Here is a 14,383-nt window from a genome sequence, read left to right as displayed (position 1 = left end):
ACGCATCAAACGGGTCACAACGCGCCTTCGTCGCCCAGGAACTCGATACCAGCTGTCGCGCCATCACTGTAGGCAATACAATTCCACGGAGCCCGATCCTCTCCAACCCCAACGGTGACTTGTGTTCCAGCCTCGCTGAACGCGGATGAGAGCACGACCACTTGCGAATTGTTGGTTGTTTTGGCCACGTCTCGCAGACACGCCTGTTGGGCGGGTGTCAGTTCGGCAGGTGCGCTAGACGTGCTGGTGTCGTCGCAGGCCGCTAGCAGTGCGAAACACGTCGCGCCTGAAATCATCGTGACTTTGTTAATCATTTTCTTCTCCTCACAGATTTGTTGATACTTTTGGAATAGGTGGTCTTATTTTGCGCGCTCACGTCTAAGCGGTCCCCGATTTTGCGGCCAATGACATGGCTGGCAGACAGATATTCTGCCGATCCCCGGGACCGTGAACAAAGCGTGCTGATGTTATGACATTATGGGTAAAAACCGGTGCGAACTTTCGCGGAAGGGTTCGTAAATTTAATCCCGGCACTGCGTCCTCCCAACGCTGATCTTCGTAAAATGCCTTCCGACCGCCAGCACTCACTCCAGCAGTCGGAAGGGCCCGACGAAACGGGCGACAGCGACAACAACGGAGGTAAAGCTAAAGTTGTGTCGAGTTCGTATGTTTGAATCAATCACAGGATAAATCAATGATTTTTCCGCGCGTAAATTTTGTACGCTTTCCAACGATAGGCTTCTGCATTCAAAGGGAAAAGGCGAGGCCGCTCACGGAGGCTTGGCAGTCGGCCCGCTTGCGCCGCCGTGTTTCGGGACCTTCCGAGCTATCTTAATCCAGTTGGTCAAAACGACGTGATTCTCGGCCCGGTCTGTCGCTCAGGTGGTGCCGAAGGGTCGCCTGGATACCTCCATTACGCACCCGCCCAGAACGTCGTTGACAGTGCAACCCGACTCATGGATGAGATTTGCGCTGATGGTTCCCGATCGTTTCGGCGGTCGGGTAAAAGGGAATACGGTGCGGCGCCGTTCTGACGCCAATTCCGTGACTGCCCCCGCAACTGTAGGCGGTGTGCGACCCCCGGATGCCACTGGGCCGATAGGTCTGGGAAGGCGGGGCAAGCCATACATCGCGAGTCAGGAGACCTGCCATCATCAAACGCAACTCAACCCGGGCGGGGTGTCCCGGAAGGAGGCCAAGATGGCATTTTCGGCTTGCGCCGCTGACATGACTGGTTCCCTTTCCGTCCCGCGATTTCGCGGAGGGCGAAGTGAGCCGACAATCAACACATCACATCACGGTTTGCCTATCTTGCCGACCCAAGGGCGCAGCCGTACGCCCCGGGCCTGACCTGATCGGACGATTGCGCGCCGCGCTGGCCGAAGACGACGGTTTGGCAGGTTTTGACGTTTCCGGTGCGGCCTGCATGGCCGGGTGCACCCGACCCTGTACCGTCGCCTATCACGCGCCGGGCAAGGCATCTTACCTGTTTGGCGGCCTGACGTCTGAAGAGACCGGGGCATTGGTGGAATTCGCCCGGCTGTACCAGCAGTTGCGCGATGGATGGTGCAGCTCGGTCGACCGCCCGGCCGGGCTTCGCCACGCGACGCTGGCCCGCATTCCAGCCGCGATGGCTGCGTCTTCGGAAAATGCGGATTGCGCCTCATGAGCGCGCCTTTGCTGTCGGTGGATACCGTCACCTGGGCGCCGCGAAAACGAGCGCCGTTGGTGCTGCACGAGACCAGTTTTGCGCTGATGCGCGGGCAGGTCATGGGGGTTGTGGGGCCGAACGGTGCCGGCAAGACAACCCTTCTGCGGATGATCTACGGCTATCACCGTCCGTCCTCGGGCGACATTCTGGTGGACGGCGTGTCCGTCAAAAGAATGGCCCCCCGGGCGCTGGCGCGTCAGGTTGCCGCCGTGCTGCAGGAGCAGCCCTCGGATTTCGCGCTGACCGTGCGCGACATCGTGGCGTTGGGACGTGTGCCGCACCGGTTAGGCCTGTCCACGCCCGGCAGTCGTGACCACCAGATCATCGAGTCCGCGCTTCACCGAATGGATCTGCACGGGTTTGCCGACCGTGGGCTGGCCACTCTGTCCGGCGGCGAGCGTCAGCGTGTGATGGTCGCCCGCGCCCTTGCCCAAGAGCCCCGGATTCTTGTGCTGGACGAGCCTACCAACCACCTGGACATCCGCAACCAGCTAGAGGTGTTGCGGCTGATCCGGGACCTCGACCTGACGATCGTCACCTCGCTGCACGATCTGAACCTGGCCGCCGATGTCTGCGACCGTGTTCTGATTCTGAAGAACGGTCGACCCTGCGGCTTTGGCCCAACCCAGACAGTGCTGAGTGACAGGCTGGTCTCTGACACGTTCGATGTCACCGCCCGGCAAGAGCAACTCAGCCTCAGTCACAAACCTCACCTGACCTATCAACTCCCCAATCCCCAACCAGAAGGAAGCTTGGAATGAAACCGACCACCCTAGTCCTGGGCTTGGCTTTGGCCGCCAATACCGCGATCGCGGAAACCACCGTGCAAAGTTGCAATCGAACCGTCACCTTTGACGAACCGCCCAAGGCGGCGATCTCGAACGACGTGAACCTGACGGAAATGATGCTGGTGCTGGGCCTGGCCGACCGAATGGTGGGATATACCGGCATTTCCGGCTGGAAGACGTTGGACGAGGACATGCGCGCCGGAGTGCAGCAGCTGCCCGAGCTGTCGGCCAAGTATCCCAGCAAAGAGGTGCTGGTCGGCGCAGATGCCGATTTCTATTTCGCGGGCTGGAACTACGGGATGAAAGTGGGTGGCGAGGTGACGCCAGAGACGCTCGAACCTTTCGGGATCAAAGTCTACGAACTGACTGAAAGCTGCATCCATATCGGCGACAAGCCCAAAGCCAGCATGAGCGACATGTACAACGATCTTCTGAACCTCGGTCGTATCTTCGGTGTCGAAGACAGGGCGCAAAAGCTGGTCCAGGGATATAAGGCCGAACTTGCTGAGATCACATTCAGCCTGAATCCTTCGGACGAGCCGCTGCGTGTCTTTGTCTATGACAGCGGCGAGGATACGCCGTTCACTGCCGGCCGCTATGCCATGCCGACCGCTCTGATCGAGGCCGCAGGCGGCGTCAACATCATGGATGATTTCGAGAAAAGCTGGGCGACCGTCACCTGGGAGGAAGTCGTCGATCGCAACCCCGAAGTCATTGTGATCGTCAATTATGGCGACGTCGCCGCCGAGCAGAAGCGGGACTTCATGGTCAATAATCCTGCATTTGCAGATCTGGACGCGGTCAAGAACGATCGTTTCGTGGTCCTGGAATATGTCGAGGCCACACCCGGACCGCGCAACATAAAGGCGGTTCGGAAGCTCGCCCATGGCTTTTGGGGCCCGGCTGCCTCGGTCGGCAACTAAATGCGCGTAGTGCAGGCGCGCCGGGTACTTCCGCTCTGGGCAGCGATGCTGGTGGGGCTGGTCGTGTTGGTCGTGTCCTTGTCCTTTGCGATCTCGGTGGGGGCCATTTCGGTGCCCACCAAGACCGTCTGGGGAGTGTTGCTGCACGAAGCCGGCCTATCCTCGGACGAGCCGACATGGTCAAAGGGCCGCGCCGCGATTATCTGGGAAATCCGTTTTCCGCGCGCCTTGCTTGCCGTCATGGTCGGGGCCGGACTGGCGATAGTCGGGGCCACCCTCCAGGCGGTCACAAGAAACCCGCTGGCCGATCCGCACCTGCTGGGCATTTCGGCCGGCGGCGCGTTTGGAGCCATTCTTGCCTTGTTGCATACCGGCTTGTTTCTGGGGCTTCTGACCGTGCCGGTCATGGCGTTTCTGGGTGCCCTGGCGGCCACGCTGACGGTCCTGAGCGTTGCCCGCTGGGCCGGCGCCACAAGCGCGGACCGCCTGGTCCTGACCGGTGTGGCGGTGTCTTTCGTCATCATGGCTGGCGCCAACATTCTGATTTTCCTCGGCGATCCCAAGGCGGCCCATACGGTCGTGTTCTGGATGTTGGGCGGGTTGGGGTTGGCTCAATGGTCATACCTGATCTACCCGCTGGCGATCCTGCTGCCATGCGGCACCTGGTTGTGGCTTCAGGCCGCTAGGCTGAACGCGATGACCATCGGGGATGAGACTGCAAGCTCGTTGGGTATTGCGGTGGCGCGGTTTCGGCTTGGTGTCTTTGCAGCTGGCGCGCTGATCACCGGAGTCATGGTGGCCTTCTCGGGCATGATCGGCTTCGTCGGTCTGATGGTTCCGCATATCGTGCGGTTCCTTGTTGGCGGAGACTATCGACGCGTCGTCCCTCTGTCAGCAATTCTTGGGGCTTTGTTCCTGCTCTGGGCGGATGTAGTCGCCAGAACTGCAATGGCCCCGGAGGACATCCCAGTTGGCGTCGTCACGGGTCTTTTGGGAGGGATCTTCTTTATTCTGTTGTTGAAACGCTGAGTGTTGAGGCCCGTTGGCGGATCATCAGCCAAACGGTGCTTGAAGCTGGCGGAGCACCGGCGAAGGCGCGCGGCAAAGGAGTAGAACTTGCAAGCAAGCCCTTCACTATCTTAGCCGTATTAATGGGTAATGGCGGTGCTGGGAGACCAATGCGAACCAGTCTCTACTAAAATGGCGGCACGCGAGAACACCCGGCGAACTCCGGGCGATTTTCTAACTTTCTGAATTTTCTAGGCTTTGATCGAGCGAAGCGACTTCGAACTGAACGTCACTCTACTCAGGAGTGCCGCGAACCTGGCGCGAAACGTCGCCTACTCGTTTTCAGCAGCCCCTGCCTCGGACGTGCCGAGAAGGCCGTCCAAGACCTTGAACATCTGAAGAAGGGTTTCGCGGGTTTCGTGAAGTCCCGCCCCGATCTTCAACTCACCTCGCCCGGCCAACGAGAGCATAGCTGCCAACACCTCGTTCGAATTCCGCATGAGCTCGACCAGGTGCTCTCCAGCCGGACCGTGGGAGCCGGCAAGCCAGTTCTTGGCCGTTCGCTCCGAGACACCCGTCCAGCGCATCACGATCTTGATCGCCCGATGAGATCCGCCGAGCTCCCGCTTCAGCGCAGCCGCAATGGCCATTTGGTATTTTAATCGATCGACCTTCCCTTCGTCGTCATCTGGAAAAGTCTTGCCCATCTTAGGAAACATTTTTCCGAACCTCCGCGTCTATGCTTCGGCCCCATGGAATCACAGGCATTTCCCGTGACTTGCCGAAGGCGAAAAATGAAAGGCTCGGTTCTTGAGCTGGAGGGACGGACATGACGGAGGCGCAATGGCGCCAAAGGGAGCGCAGCCTCGGCGCGCCGCTCAATACGTCCGCATGTCGACCGAGCACCAACGCTATTCGACCGAGAACCAGTCGGACGCGATCGCGCATTACGCTGAGCAGCGCGGGATCGAGATCGTCCGCACCTATTCGGATGAGGGAAAGAGCGGTCTAAGGATCCAGGGCCGAGATGGGCTCAAGCAGCTCATCGACGATATTCAATCCGGCAAAGCCGATTTCGAAGCGGTGCTCGTCTACGATATCAGCCGCTGGGGCCGGTTTCAGGATGCAGATGAGAGCGCCTATTACGAGTACATCTGCAAACGCGCCGGTATCTCCGTGATCTACTGCGCCGAGCAGTTCGAGAACGATGGCGGCCCGGTCTCGACGATCGTCAAAGGCGTCAAGCGCGCCATGGCGGGCGAGTACAGTCGGGAACTTTCGCAGAAAGTCTTCACGGGCCAATGCCGACTGATCGAACTCGGCTATCGCCAAGGCGGCCCGCCTGGCTTCGGCTTGCGGCGCATGCTGATCGACGAACATGGGGTCGCGAAAGGCGTTCTGGAGCGCGGCGAGCATAAAAGCATTCAGACGGATCGGGTCACCCTTGTCCCGGGCCCGGCCGAAGAAATCGCCATAGTCCAAGAGATATTCCACGCCTTCGTGGTAGATCGAAAGTCCGAGGCCGAAATCGCCGAGGTTCTAAATGCCCGAGGCATCCTGACAGACCTCGAACGGGCCTGGACCCGCGGGACCGTGCATCAAATCCTGATCAACGAGAAATACATCGGCAACAATGTCTGGAACCGCAGCTCCTTCAAACTGAAGAAACGGCGTGTGCAAAACGATCCCGAGATATGGGTCAGAGCCGAGGGTGCCTTCGAGGGCATCGTCGATCCTGATCTCTTTGCCGCCGCAAACGCCATCATCACCGCGCGATCGAGCAAGCTCACCGACGACGAAATGCTCGAAGGCTTGAAGGAAGTATTCGAGGCCGAGGGCTTTCTGTCTGGTCTCGTCATAGACGAAGCTAAAGCGTTGCCATCGAGCAGCGCGTACCGATCACGGTTTGGGAGCCTCCTTCGCGCCTACCAGTTGGTCGGGTTCAAGCCAGATCGGGACTACAGGTACATCGAAATCAATCGGCGCTTGCGCGAGCTCCATCCGAATATTGTCGCCGAGACGATTGCCGGCATCGAAGCTTCGGGCGGCAAAGTAGAGCGGCATCCCCGGAAAGACCTGCTCACGATCAATGGCGAATTCACCGCGTCCCTCGTTATCGTCCGGTGCAGCGAAACCAATGCGGGGTCTCTCCGGTGGAATATCCGCTTCGACATGAGCCTCAAACCGGACATCACGATTGCCGTGCGCATGGATCGGCCGAACCAGCGTCCGCTCGATTACTACCTGCTCCCCAGCCTCGACATGACTCTCCCCCGCATTCGCCTGGCCGAGCACAAAGGCTTGTCGCTCGATGCCTATCGCTTCGAGACGCTGGACCGGTTGTTCGACATGGCGGTTCACGTCCCAGTACCGGAGGTGGCCTGATGGCAGACCCGCAACCCCAAGCCCCCGAATTGATTCCGATGGATCGCATCACCGTGGTGAACCCGCGCGTGAGGAACCGAAAGGCTTTCAGAGAGATCGTCGACAACATCGCCGAGCTCGGGTTGAAACGGCCGATCACCGTTGCCGCGCGCAAAACCCAGCTTTCTCTCAAATATGTCCGCGGCGTCCTTCGGCTCCTCGAGAGCGGCGAGCACAGATTGCTCAGAGCCGTTGAGAGCGGAAAGCTTCCGGTCAGCGTTGCCGTCGATATCGCTGAGGCAAAAGACGCGGAAGTGCAGGACGTTCTCCGCCAGGCCTACGAGAACAACCAGCTGCGCGGCGGCCGACTGATGGCCGCGAAACGCCTGGTTGAGGCCCGTCAGCAATACGGGAAAGGACAACCGAGTGCAGACCGAAAGAAGAGACGAACGCTTTCGGTCGAAAGCTTGATCCGGACCTATCAGAACGACGTCGAGAAGAAACAAGTCCTTCTGCGTAAGGCGACCGCGACACGTAACGAGCTGATGTTCATCACGGAAGCGCTTCGCAAACTCCTGAATGACGAAAACTTTGTCACCCTTCTGAGGGCCGAAGGTTTGGCGACGATTCCGAAGAACCTCTCTGACCGCCTGGCCGCTCGAACGGGAGACCTCTGATGGCACGATCTGGGCGCTCCAAAACGATCAACATGGCGTTTGAGAAAGACCTCATTCAGCTGCCGCTCGAGCAGATCTGCCCGCTCTACGCAGTTCGAAAGGAAACCAAGGAGACAGTGAAATACCGTCAGGTCGTCGCCTCCATCAAAGAAGTTGGGCTCGTCGAGCCCCTCGTTGTCGTCCGCGACCAATCCGATCCCGAGAAATACATGCTGCTCGACGGCCACGTGCGCCTCGCGATCCTGGCGGATCTCGGAGAGCAGGATGCGCCGTGTCAGGTTTCGACGGACGACGAAGCCTTCACCTACAACAAGCGCATCAGCCGTCTCGCCACCATTCAGGAACACAAGATGATCCTGAAAGCGCTCGAGCGCGGCGTTCCCGAAGAACGGCTGGCCCGGGCGCTCAATGTGAACGTCAAATCCTTGCAGGACAAAAAGCGCTTGCTAGATGGCATCTGCCCAGAGGCAGCTGAGCTTCTCAAGGACAAGCAGGTCGCGCTGACCGGGTTCCAAATCCTGAAGAAGATGAAGCCGATGCGTCAGATCGAAGCCGCAGAGCTGATGGTGACGATGAACAAATACACCGTCAATTACGCCCGCTCACTTTTGGCTGCGACGCCGGCCAGCCAATTGAAGGATCCGGAGAAGCCGAAAGCTGTGAAAGGGATCTCCCGCCAGCAACTCGAGCTGATGGAGCGCGAGTCCGCGAATTTGGAGCGAGAGTTGCGCCTGGTCGAGGACACATACGGCAGTGATCACCTCGATCTGGTTCTGGCCCGCGGCTACGTCGCCAAGCTCATCAGCAATGCTCGCATCACTCGGTATCTCGAGATGTATCATCCTGAGTTTCTGCCTGAGTTCGAAAAGATCACGGAGACGGAGGCCCTGGCCTCCTGATCCGAGCAGTTCGGTCAATTTCGGCTGGACTGCATTCGGGGACCCGGACCCATAGAAGCGCGGGGACCGCAGGAGACGCCGCACGGTGGGGCGGATCGAGTGCAGCGGTGGGGATGGCGGCGATCCCGCGCGGGGCCCACCACGCCGAGATTATCCACTCGGCCAGACTCGCGAGAATTCTCTCGCGACCGGGCCGAAGCGCATATCCACGCGGAATGGCGCTTCGGCCAGCGGTGATCAGACCTTACTTGCCTCAGCCTAGCCTAGCAAAACTTTGCCATTATTTGCCGATATCCAATGCGAACATGCAAACGAAGTGATGCCGACATCCAAACGACAATACTGTGACGACCGATCAAACATCCAACTTCAGTCGACACGCCGAAGTCGCCTCTGGAGCTGGAACAGAGAGATCGAGCCGCCATCTCGATAACGATTTCCTCGCCAATCTGCATCAGACTGGACAGCGCCAACAGTGAAACCTCGAGGTCGCGCCGCCCACGCACATAAGCAACATTTTTGAAATGTTGGCGCTCTGTTGCAACATACGCGCAATATTGCTATATGTGCGAAATGAAGGATAAGCGAGAGAGCTTCGTGAGGCTAGCAGAGGGCCGTGTGAACCGGGCCCTCAAGGACATTCGGCTGATTGGAAATTTGTCAAATCGGTCCGCCTATAGCTACTCCGATGAGGACGTGAAGAAGATCTTTCGGACCCTGCAGCGGGAGCTTGAGCTGGCTCGATCACGCTTCGGCGATGGCGACAGCAGCGGTTCCGGCGATTTCAGGCTTTAAGCAAAGCCCTTTCAAAGACAGCGATGGAAGGAAGGCTTCGAAGATGGTTGAACCAGTTTTGAAATTTTTGCCAAACGAAGCAGGAGAGAAGGAAGGACTCGGAGACGCTGGAATTGAGACCTTTCGTGACGCGCCCTATGCCAGCTGCGCTAGAGAAGCTGGACAGAACAGTCGCGACGCAGCCACGGGTCTACCTGATCATCCAGTCAGAATGTCCTTCAATGTCTTGCTCCTCGATCACTCGAGCTTTCCGTCCCATGACATCCTGAAAGACACAATCGCGGCCTGCAGCGCCGAGGCGAAGCAAGACCGTGAACGTGAGTTCTTCTCCAATGCCTCCAAGGTGATAGACAAAAAGCAAATACCAGTGCTCGAAATAGCCGATCACAACACGACAGGCCTAGTTGGTCCGCCTGATGAGGAAGAGACCCCGTTCCATTCGCTTGTTAAGGCTTCTGGGGTTACTGCGAAGGACACCGTCGACTCGGGTGGTTCGTTCGGGATCGGGAAAAATGCGTCCTTTGCAGTGTCGGACCTTCAGACCGTCTTTTATGCTACGACTTACAAGGGCGAAGATGGCGAGGCCTTCGCCGCTCAAGGCAAGGTAAAGCTGGTGTCTCACACGAGCACCGAGGGCATCAAGCACAGGGCTACAGGCTATTGGGGTGATCCTCACGGATTTCGAGCTGTGACGGATCGCACCCTGGTACCTGACTGGATGAGACGCACCGAGATCGGCACGTCGATCTTTTGCATGGGCTTTCGCGCGGCTGAAGACTGGGCGGAACGCATGACGTATTCGCTTGTCTCGAATTTCTTTTGCGCCGTTCATCGCGAGCAAATGGTGTTCGAAGTTGACGACGGCAGGATCAACATAAACCGAAACACACTCGAGGACCTGTTCTCGAAGCCAGACATCATCGATGCAGCTGAACGCACGGGTCACCAAGCTGATCTGACCTTCGCAGGACAGCTCTATCGTTGTCTCGTCTCAGATAATGCGGAAGAACAAACCCTTACTATTCCAAAGCTTGGCAAGGTGCGCGTCAGAGTGCTGATCGAAGAGGGCATGCCCTGCCGCGTAGGATTCATACGAAATGGGATGCTGATAACCGACAATCTCCAGCACTTCGGGCATCCTCTCCAACAATTCCGCGGATCTCGCGACTTCATTGTTGTGGTCGAACCGGATGATCTTGAAGCCGGTGTGATGTTGAAGAGGCTTGAGAACCCGGCGCATGACGGCTTCTCGGCGGAACGGCTTCCCGACGCCGCCAAACGCGCAGATGCTGCAACAGCCATGAAGCGCCTTGGCAAGGAACTCAGGGAGATCATCAAGGCAACTACCGGCGTGAAGCATGAGGGCTCGGTGGTCTTGGACGAGCTGGGGCGTTTTTTTGCGGAAACCGGCAAGGCAGCCACACCCGACGATCCGAACGCCGAGCACGATCCTGAGCGATATACTTACGAGTCCACTCGACGAAAATCAAAGTCTCGCAAGGCATCAAGCCCTGCCGGAGGTGAGCGTGGCGGTCGCAGCCAGACCGGGACAGGGTCTGGCGGCAAAGGCGGTGGTAGCGGCTCCGGAACCGGTCGCGGCACGGGCGGTCGTGGCACGGCAGGAGACCGCGAGCCGGTCGTTCTCCGCGATGTGCGTAACCTGATCCGTTCAGACGGTTCCGGAGCAGCTACATCCCGTGAGATTCATTTCACTCCGGAGGCCTCAGGACCGATCATATTGACGGTCCAGGCCACGGGTGTAAACGCACCCGAGGGCCTGAACGTGACGGCTGCTGACGCAGGCGCTCCGGGTTCGGGCGTTCTCACTGTCGATGTAAAGGACGGCGAAAGGTGCAAGGTGACCGTTTCATTCGATGAACCATACGATGGCCCGATCGAATTGATCGCCGTGAGCCGCGCAGAAGTCGAGGAAACGCCGGCATGAGGTTCTCGGAAGAAACGCGCTATCCGCATCCGGTCCTCGCGCACGACACAGGAGATTTCACCGCTGGTGAATTCGACATGACCTTCATCCTCAGCGAAAACATCGCAACGGGGGCGCTCTCCATTCAGCACGAGACCACCCTGACGGAACCCGGGATCCGACAACTCGTCGAGACAGGCAAGGCGTCAGTGGGCTGCTTCGTACGCTGCACGGATACGTATCATACTGAACTCCGCACTCTGGCATGGCCCAACGGTCGCACCGACTTCGCTGCCGGAGTTCTGCTGAACAGGGTGTCCTTGCGACCGATCGTCTGGTTGAACGACACGCTGGCTGGCTGGGATCCTGGAACCATTCATCCAGAGTTTTCACCGCCGGTGGATCTGGGCCGCGGGGATATTATCGCGATTGGAGAAGAGCACATTATCTCTGTCGGACAAGCCAAGCTTGCTCCCATTGAAAGCATCTTCGAACTGGACCGCTCACCGGACATTCCGGAAGGGACGTTGCAGGTTGAGCTGGAGCGGGACCGAATCACCATTCTCGCTGGAGAGAAGACGCACGAAACCATCATGCTCTTGCGCGAGCAGAAGGCCGGGAAACCTGTGGTGATGAACTCGGTATACCTTCCAGCAGTGATGGAAGTCCTGGATGCGCTGCAAAATGGAGCGGACCAATACGAGTCATATCGATGGCATGCTCCGTTCACGGCCCGCTGCGATGCCCGAGGCGTTGATCCCAAGACGGATACATCGATTCTCGAGAGCGCTCAGAAGCTTCTCGATGGTCCTGCAAGCGGACTGGAGCAGTTGGTAGTGGAGGCAGATAGATGACGGTATTGCCGCTGAGGTTTCTTTCGGAAAAGAAGCTTTCCGAGCTCAGGGAGAGCATCGTGACCAACCGTGACCGGTACGAGGCCGGCGATTTCCTTGATCTCGAGCATGACAACGGCTGGGCTGTCGAGACCAGCACGGTTCAGGTTGATCATGACCTGCTGGCGACTCTAGATGGTACAGCGAGGACGGCAACCGCCGACGTGGACAACTCCCTGATCCTGTTTCAGGCTCTTCCCGGTATGACGCCTGCTCTCGCGCGGGAGGAGCGTGTCTGGGCCAGGCTGACGCACATCGAGTGCCTTGGCTATGCGCGCGACAGGTGGCTCTCGGGGAACAGCGGTGAGCCGCTCGACGCCCAGGTCAGGATCCACATGTTTGCTCAAGGTCTTACTGCGATCCGCGACGACAATGCACTATCCCGCCTTTGGTGGAACATGCACATCGCCAGCATCGCAGATCCGGATGATCCCGAAGGCGCGTTGCGACTTATCCTGAAGACCGCAGATATCCGTAGCAACTTTGTCGAACGCACGAATACGGCTGCTCGGAAGCCGCTTGCGAGAGCCGTCGTCCGCGCAATGCGAAGGGAGCCATGGATCACGTCGAGCGAGAGAGCCTTCAGGGAATTCATGATTGCACTGAACCGCGACGGCGGCGGAATCCTCTTCGAGGCTCTCTCCGACGATGAGGCCGACGCGCTTATGGACACATGTGCTTCCCGAGCCCAGTCACATATTGCGAAGAAGGCTGCTTGAGGCTTCCGCTTTCGAGGTCTCCCCGCTTTAAGACAGCTAGGCGATGTCCGGAACCGCCCCAAATGTCATAGGGTCCTCGATGTCATCGTTTTCTTCCGCGCTTCGCGTCTCTAGAACGTTGAGAATTAGGGCCGCGATCTGCCGTGCTAGGAACGGAGGCACAGCATTCCCAACCTGCACATACTGCTGTGTCCGGTTGCCGAGGAACAGGTAGTCATCAGGGAACGTCTGCAGGCGTGCCGCTTCGCGCACGGTGAGGCTTCGGCATTGCACCGGATCCGGGTGAATGAAATAGTGGCCATCCTTGGAGATATGACTCGTAACAGTTGTCGAGGCCTTCTCGGCAAGCTGGACACGGAAGCGGTCATTGAAGACGCCACTGTGCCAGTTGCGGTGGTCCGGACTTAGTGCCAAGGGAAAATCTCCGGCCTTCGGGCTGTACCCACGGACCGCACCGAACACCGCCGCAAAAAGATAGCGCCCCAGATCCGACACCATGTGCCCACGCGTCTCGTGCTGAGCAGTCGCACGCAGCTCCGGACGTTCTAGCCAGCTCAGGAGGTCGTCATTTGAACTTCCATAGCCTTCCGGAAGCGTTGATGCTGATCTGCGGCTCGGCGCATCGTTCTTCATGCGCCTTGCAACCGTCGAAAATGCCTCCCGAAGTGGGGCGCTCTCCGTTCCCGTGTAGATCTCGGCCAGTACTCTTGCGGCCTCCACCACTTCCTTTCGCCACTCCGATGCATCATCCCGGCCGCGGCTGATACCGCTTCGAAGCTCTGGCATCGTGCCGATCGCATCCTTGACAGTCCGCGGGATAGAGGAGGCAGAGATCTCTGCCCCGGCAGCTTTGCCTGCGAGATCGGATCGGATTCCGACGATGATAACCCTGTGGCGTCGCTGGGGCACTCCGAACTGCTCGGCACGCACAATGAAATCAGACGGCTGCCCGACCTCTCGCAGGCTGGCTCTTCCCTCCTCGACCCGGATCGCCCGAAGCTCATAGTGATGGCCTCGACCAGTACCAAGTGAAGACAGGTCCTCCATCAACATCTCGAAGACAAGACGGCTCTCGACCGTCGAGGACAACATGCCCTTGACGTTTTCCATCACGAAGGCAGCAGGTCGGAGCTTGTCGAGCACCCTAATGTATTCGCGGAACAGATAGTGTCGCTCATCCTCCTCGGGCACGTAGCCGACCTTGCCTTTCGCCCGAGCCCGACCGACAAGGGAGTATGCTTGGCAAGGAGGACCACCGATCAGGACTGTATCATCGTAATCCTTCCGAAGAGTTGCGATGGAACCGTCGATCACGGCAGCAGCATTTTCGGTCCCGAGCTCGAGAGCACGTGCTTCTTCGATGGCCATGCGCCAGGCCTCGCCCTCGACCGATGACCAGTCAGGCTCGCTGATCAGGCCTGCATGAAAATCGATGAACTCTTGAGGCAAGGTTCCATGACACGCCCGGTATTCGCGCAGGAACGCGCGTAGCGTCAGGGTGCGGTGGGCCGATGCTTCCTTCTCGACCGAAATACCGATCCGGAATGGGAAATGCCCATCTTCGACAAGAGAAGCGAACCCCTCACCGAGCCCCCCCGGACCGGCAAACAGATCAACAATACCGAATGAAGGAGGCAAATCAGATTCCTGTCGAATTCCAGTTGAACGCTATATACCAATTT

General features: G+C 58.6%; 13 protein-coding genes and 1 riboswitch. Of the genes, 10 read left to right on the top strand and 3 right to left on the bottom strand.

Annotated features, from left to right (window positions below; genetic code table 11):
- Nucleotides 1-14: 14 nt before the first annotated feature.
- Nucleotides 15-314, bottom strand: a complete 300-nt coding sequence (locus AC2FML_RS16320) for a hypothetical protein (RefSeq protein ID WP_496783873.1) — start codon at nucleotides 312-314, stop codon at nucleotides 15-17.
- Nucleotides 315-959: 645 nt separating this feature from the next.
- Nucleotides 960-1,167: riboswitch (cobalamin riboswitch) on the top strand.
- 103 nt (nucleotides 1,168-1,270) lie between these two features.
- On the opposite strand from AC2FML_RS16320, the gene AC2FML_RS16315 reads away from it, so the two are divergent.
- From AC2FML_RS16315 to AC2FML_RS16300, 4 genes are read left to right on the top strand one after another with little or no spacing between them, the layout of a single operon-like run.
- Nucleotides 1,271-1,669 (top strand): DUF1636 family protein, encoded by a 399-nt coding sequence (locus AC2FML_RS16315; RefSeq protein ID WP_170359959.1) that lies wholly within the window; start codon nucleotides 1,271-1,273, stop codon nucleotides 1,667-1,669.
- Nucleotides 1,666-2,472: an ABC transporter ATP-binding protein gene (locus AC2FML_RS16310; RefSeq protein ID WP_496783872.1), complete on the top strand. Its 807-nt coding sequence runs from the start codon at nucleotides 1,666-1,668 to the stop codon at nucleotides 2,470-2,472. Before AC2FML_RS16315 ends, AC2FML_RS16310 begins: the two co-directional genes overlap by 4 nt.
- Nucleotides 2,469-3,422 (top strand): ABC transporter substrate-binding protein, encoded by a 954-nt coding sequence (locus AC2FML_RS16305; protein ID WP_170601071.1) that lies wholly within the window; start codon nucleotides 2,469-2,471, stop codon nucleotides 3,420-3,422. Before AC2FML_RS16310 ends, AC2FML_RS16305 begins: the two co-directional genes overlap by 4 nt.
- On the top strand, nucleotides 3,423-4,451 hold the full coding sequence (locus AC2FML_RS16300; protein ID WP_170445399.1) for a FecCD family ABC transporter permease: 1,029 nt from the start codon (nucleotides 3,423-3,425) through the stop codon (nucleotides 4,449-4,451).
- A gap of 311 nt (nucleotides 4,452-4,762) precedes the next feature.
- On the opposite strand, the gene AC2FML_RS16295 is transcribed toward AC2FML_RS16300, so the two are convergent.
- Complete coding sequence (locus tag AC2FML_RS16295; protein ID WP_496736174.1) at nucleotides 4,763-5,149, bottom strand: XRE family transcriptional regulator; 387 nt, start codon at nucleotides 5,147-5,149, stop codon at nucleotides 4,763-4,765.
- A gap of 124 nt (nucleotides 5,150-5,273) precedes the next feature.
- On the opposite strand from AC2FML_RS16295, the gene AC2FML_RS16290 reads away from it, so the two are divergent.
- The 6 genes from AC2FML_RS16290 (at nucleotide 5,274) to AC2FML_RS16265 (ending at nucleotide 12,701) form a co-directional block, all read left to right on the top strand.
- Nucleotides 5,274-6,815, top strand: coding sequence for a recombinase family protein (locus tag AC2FML_RS16290; RefSeq protein WP_496783871.1), 1,542 nt, complete (start codon nucleotides 5,274-5,276; stop codon nucleotides 6,813-6,815).
- Nucleotides 6,815-7,471 carry a plasmid partitioning protein RepB C-terminal domain-containing protein gene (locus tag AC2FML_RS16285; protein WP_496783870.1) on the top strand — a complete coding sequence of 219 codons (657 nt, stop codon included), beginning with the start codon at nucleotides 6,815-6,817 and terminating at the stop codon, nucleotides 7,469-7,471. Before AC2FML_RS16290 ends, AC2FML_RS16285 begins: the two co-directional genes overlap by 1 nt.
- Nucleotides 7,471-8,370: a plasmid partitioning protein RepB C-terminal domain-containing protein gene (locus tag AC2FML_RS16280; RefSeq protein ID WP_496783869.1), complete on the top strand. Its 900-nt coding sequence runs from the start codon at nucleotides 7,471-7,473 to the stop codon at nucleotides 8,368-8,370. The genes AC2FML_RS16285 and AC2FML_RS16280 overlap by 1 nt, the downstream gene beginning before the upstream one ends.
- 730 nt (nucleotides 8,371-9,100) lie before the next feature.
- Nucleotides 9,101-11,110, top strand: a complete 2,010-nt coding sequence (locus AC2FML_RS16275; protein ID WP_496783868.1) for a hypothetical protein — start codon at nucleotides 9,101-9,103, stop codon at nucleotides 11,108-11,110.
- A complete protein-coding gene (locus tag AC2FML_RS16270) occupies nucleotides 11,107-11,943 on the top strand; it encodes a hypothetical protein (protein ID WP_496783867.1) in 837 nt (278 codons plus the stop codon). Before AC2FML_RS16275 ends, AC2FML_RS16270 begins: the two co-directional genes overlap by 4 nt.
- On the top strand, nucleotides 11,940-12,701 hold the full coding sequence (locus AC2FML_RS16265; protein ID WP_496736188.1) for a DUF6339 family protein: 762 nt from the start codon (nucleotides 11,940-11,942) through the stop codon (nucleotides 12,699-12,701). Before AC2FML_RS16270 ends, AC2FML_RS16265 begins: the two co-directional genes overlap by 4 nt.
- A gap of 36 nt (nucleotides 12,702-12,737) precedes the next feature.
- On the opposite strand, the gene AC2FML_RS16260 is transcribed toward AC2FML_RS16265, so the two are convergent.
- The gene (locus tag AC2FML_RS16260) at nucleotides 12,738-14,339 is read right to left on the bottom strand and encodes a DNA cytosine methyltransferase (RefSeq protein WP_496783866.1); all 1,602 of its coding nucleotides are present in this window, start codon (nucleotides 14,337-14,339) and stop codon (nucleotides 12,738-12,740) included.
- Nucleotides 14,340-14,383: the final 44 nt, after the last annotated feature.

Source organism: Ruegeria sp. BHSC029 (assembly GCF_059613085.1).
Note: the sequence above shows the minus strand (reverse complement) of the source record. Positions and strands in the feature narration are given on the sequence as shown.

Excerpts from the sequence above, each read along its gene's own strand:
- AC2FML_RS16295 (WP_496736174.1), bottom strand. The coding sequence starts at position 5,149 with ATGTTTCCTAAGATGGGCAAGACTTTTCCAGATGACGACGAAGGGAAG.
- AC2FML_RS16270 (WP_496783867.1), top strand. The coding sequence starts at position 11,107 with ATGAGGTTCTCGGAAGAAACGCGCTATCCGCATCCGGTCCTCGCGCAC.
- AC2FML_RS16290 (WP_496783871.1), top strand. The coding sequence starts at position 5,274 with ATGGCGCCAAAGGGAGCGCAGCCTCGGCGCGCCGCTCAATACGTCCGC.
- AC2FML_RS16265 (WP_496736188.1), top strand. The coding sequence starts at position 11,940 with ATGACGGTATTGCCGCTGAGGTTTCTTTCGGAAAAGAAGCTTTCCGAG.
- AC2FML_RS16280 (WP_496783869.1), top strand. The coding sequence starts at position 7,471 with ATGGCACGATCTGGGCGCTCCAAAACGATCAACATGGCGTTTGAGAAA.
- AC2FML_RS16310 (WP_496783872.1), top strand. The coding sequence starts at position 1,666 with ATGAGCGCGCCTTTGCTGTCGGTGGATACCGTCACCTGGGCGCCGCGA.
- AC2FML_RS16285 (WP_496783870.1), top strand. The coding sequence starts at position 6,815 with ATGGCAGACCCGCAACCCCAAGCCCCCGAATTGATTCCGATGGATCGC.
- AC2FML_RS16305 (WP_170601071.1), top strand. The coding sequence starts at position 2,469 with ATGAAACCGACCACCCTAGTCCTGGGCTTGGCTTTGGCCGCCAATACC.
- AC2FML_RS16300 (WP_170445399.1), top strand. The coding sequence starts at position 3,423 with ATGCGCGTAGTGCAGGCGCGCCGGGTACTTCCGCTCTGGGCAGCGATG.
- AC2FML_RS16320 (WP_496783873.1), bottom strand. The coding sequence starts at position 314 with ATGATTAACAAAGTCACGATGATTTCAGGCGCGACGTGTTTCGCACTG.